The sequence below is a fragment of the Mesorhizobium sp. M7A.F.Ca.CA.002.09.1.1 genome, assembly GCF_003998555.1.
Taxonomy (GTDB): domain Bacteria; phylum Pseudomonadota; class Alphaproteobacteria; order Rhizobiales; family Rhizobiaceae; genus Mesorhizobium; species Mesorhizobium ciceri.
The window spans coordinates 1-2472 of the sequence record NZ_RZRR01000837.1; the positions used below are offsets into that span (position 1 = coordinate 1).

General features: G+C 61.4%; 2 protein-coding genes and 1 pseudogene. All 3 read right to left on the reverse strand.

The window, feature by feature from the left end; translation table 11 throughout:
- The coding region (locus EN994_RS27045) for a GMC family oxidoreductase (RefSeq protein ID WP_164746238.1) at positions 1 to 808 on the reverse strand (808 nt) is incomplete at its 3' end.
- A 92-nt stretch (positions 809 to 900) separates the two neighbouring features.
- A complete protein-coding gene (locus EN994_RS27050) occupies positions 901 to 2232 on the reverse strand; it encodes a UDP-glucose/GDP-mannose dehydrogenase family protein (protein WP_013528109.1) in 1332 nt (443 codons plus the stop codon).
- A 67-nt stretch (positions 2233 to 2299) separates the two neighbouring features.
- A pseudogene (locus EN994_RS36410) lies at positions 2300 to 2472 on the reverse strand (1,3-beta-glucanase); the annotation flags it as partial.

The window sequence follows — 2472 nt, forward strand, 5'->3', positions numbered from 1 at the left end:
TCGCCGCACTCTGGATGGCATTGGCGCCGAGAATGAAGAGATCGCCGCTGACCTGGTATTCCTTGCCGTCATGGCTGAACGTGACCGAACGGACAGCACCGCCGACGTGATCGAGCCGGCGCACTTCCGCACCGAGGCAGACCGAGATGTCGGGATGCTCGAAGACGTGCATCAACCCGTTGTTGACGGTGAATTTGGCGTCGACCGGGCACAGCCAGCAACGCAGATTGGCACAGCACGAGCTGCGCTGCGCGGTCGGCACGCGAGCCCGCGCGGTTGGCATGACGAAGTGCTGGTCGGGCTGCGCCGCCTTCATCATCCTGTCCGGTGTCGACATGCGATGCGGCGGTTGCGGAAACGGCTTCGAGCGGGGCAGCATCGCCGCCATGTCGGGGTCGCCGGAGATCGACATGATGTCTTCCGCGTCGCAGTAGAACGGCTCGACGTCGTCATAACTGATCGGCCAGTCATTACCGATGCCGTAGGTGCTTTTCAGCCGGAAATCATTGGGATGAAATCTTGGCGTCTGCGCGAACCAGCAGTTCGTCCCGCCACCCAGTCCGATCGTGTAGTTCCACGGCTTGTCGGAATTGGTCTTGTAGGTCGTCTCGTCTTCGATGTCGGTGTTGACGTTCTGTTCGAGCTGCCATTCATGGGTGTTGTGGCGTCCCCACTCCAGCACCAGAATGCGCGCCTTTCGGCGCCTGGCGAACTCATGCAGGAAGAAGGCCGAACCGAAGCCGGAACCGATCGCGACGAGATCGAAATGATCCTTGGTGATTTGCTCCGGCTTTACGTCCAGCACCATCAGCTACAACTCCACACAGAAATACGCGCTCAACCCCAGCGTCCGCAGGCCGTGTGCGGACCGGTCTTGCATCCGTCTGACAGGGCCCGGTCTCATGCCGCCATTCTGCCGATCGAGTGATATTCGATGCCATGGCGGGCGATGACCTTGGGGTCATAGAGGTTGCGGCCGTCGAAGATGACCGGCGTGGTCAGCGCGTCCTTCACCGCGTCGAAGGACGGCGCGCGAAAGCTCTTCCATTCTGTGGCGATCAGCAGCGCATCGGCGCCGCGCAGCGCCGCCTCCTTGGTGCCGCACAGAAGCAGGTCGTCGCGCAGCCCGTAGATGGCCTGGCATTCCTGCATCGCCTCGGGATCATAGGCCTGCACATTGGCGCCGGCCTTCCAGAGCGCCTCCATCAGGACGCGCGCCGGCGCCTCACGCATGTCGTCGGTGTTGGGCTTGAAGGCCAGACCCCAGAGCGCAAAGGTCCTGCCTTTGAGGTTGCCCTTGAAATAGCGGTCCACCTTGTCGAAGAGAACCGATTTCTGTGCGTTGTTGCGCTCCTCAACGGCGCGCAGCAGCTTGGCGTCGAACTTGACGCCTTCGGCGGTCTTGATCAGCGCCCGCACATCCTTCGGGAAGCACGAGCCGCCATAGCCGAGGCCCGGATAGATGAAATGGTAGCCGATGCGCGGATCGCTGCCGATGCCCTTGCGGACCTCCTCGATGTCGGCGCCGAGTTGTTCGGCCAGATTGGCCATCTCGTTCATGAAGCTGATCTTGGTCGCCAGCATGCAGTTGGCGGCATATTTGGTGAATTCTGCGCTGCGCACGTCCATCACGATCATCTTCTCGTGGTTGCGATTGAACGGCGCGTAGAGTTCGCGCATCACAGCCTCGGTGTCCTCGCTGTCGGTGCCGACGATGATGCGGTCCGGCTTCATGCAGTCGGCAACCGCGGACCCTTCCTTGAGGAATTCCGGATTTGAAGCGACATCGAAAGCCAGGTCCTCGCGGCCTCTTTTCTTCAGCGTGTCGGCGATCCTGGCCTTCACCTTTTCGCAGGTGCCGACCGGCACCGTCGACTTGCCGACGACGATCTTGGGTTTGTCCATTTCGCGGCCGATGGTCTCGGCGACTGCCAGCACATATTTGAGGTCGGCCGAGCCGTCCTCGCCCGGCGGCGTGCCGACCGCGATCATCTGGATCTCGCCGTGCCTGACAGCGGCGGCGGCATCCGTTGTGAACTTGATGCGGCCGGCGGCATGGTTCTCCTTGACGAGGTTTTCCAAACCGGGTTCGAAAATGGGAACCAGGCCCTGGTTGAGCCGCTCGACCTTGGCGGCGTCGATGTCGACGCACACCACCTGGTGCCCGACTTCGGCAAGCACCGCCGCCTGCACGAGGCCGACATAGCCAATTCCAAACACCGTCAAATTCATTCGGTTTCATTCCCATGCAAGGCAGCGGACCGTTTTCGGCCCCGCCGGTTCAAATCGACTTTCCCAACTACTTTACACTGCATGCCAGCGATTCCGGAAATTGACAGGGTTCGCCGAGCGCCGTGAAGGCGACCCGCTCGACCTGCAGGGAAAGCTTGCGGCCCGGATCCGCGAACGCTCCCATCCAGCCCTTCATCGTATCGCTGCCCCAAAAGCTGAAGAATATCTTCTGTGCATGGC

Bases quoted from the DNA above. Each gene is read 5' to 3' on its own strand.
- EN994_RS27050 (WP_013528109.1), bottom strand. From the start codon at position 2,232: ATGAATTTGACGGTGTTTGGAATTGGCTATGTCGGCCTCGTGCAGGCG.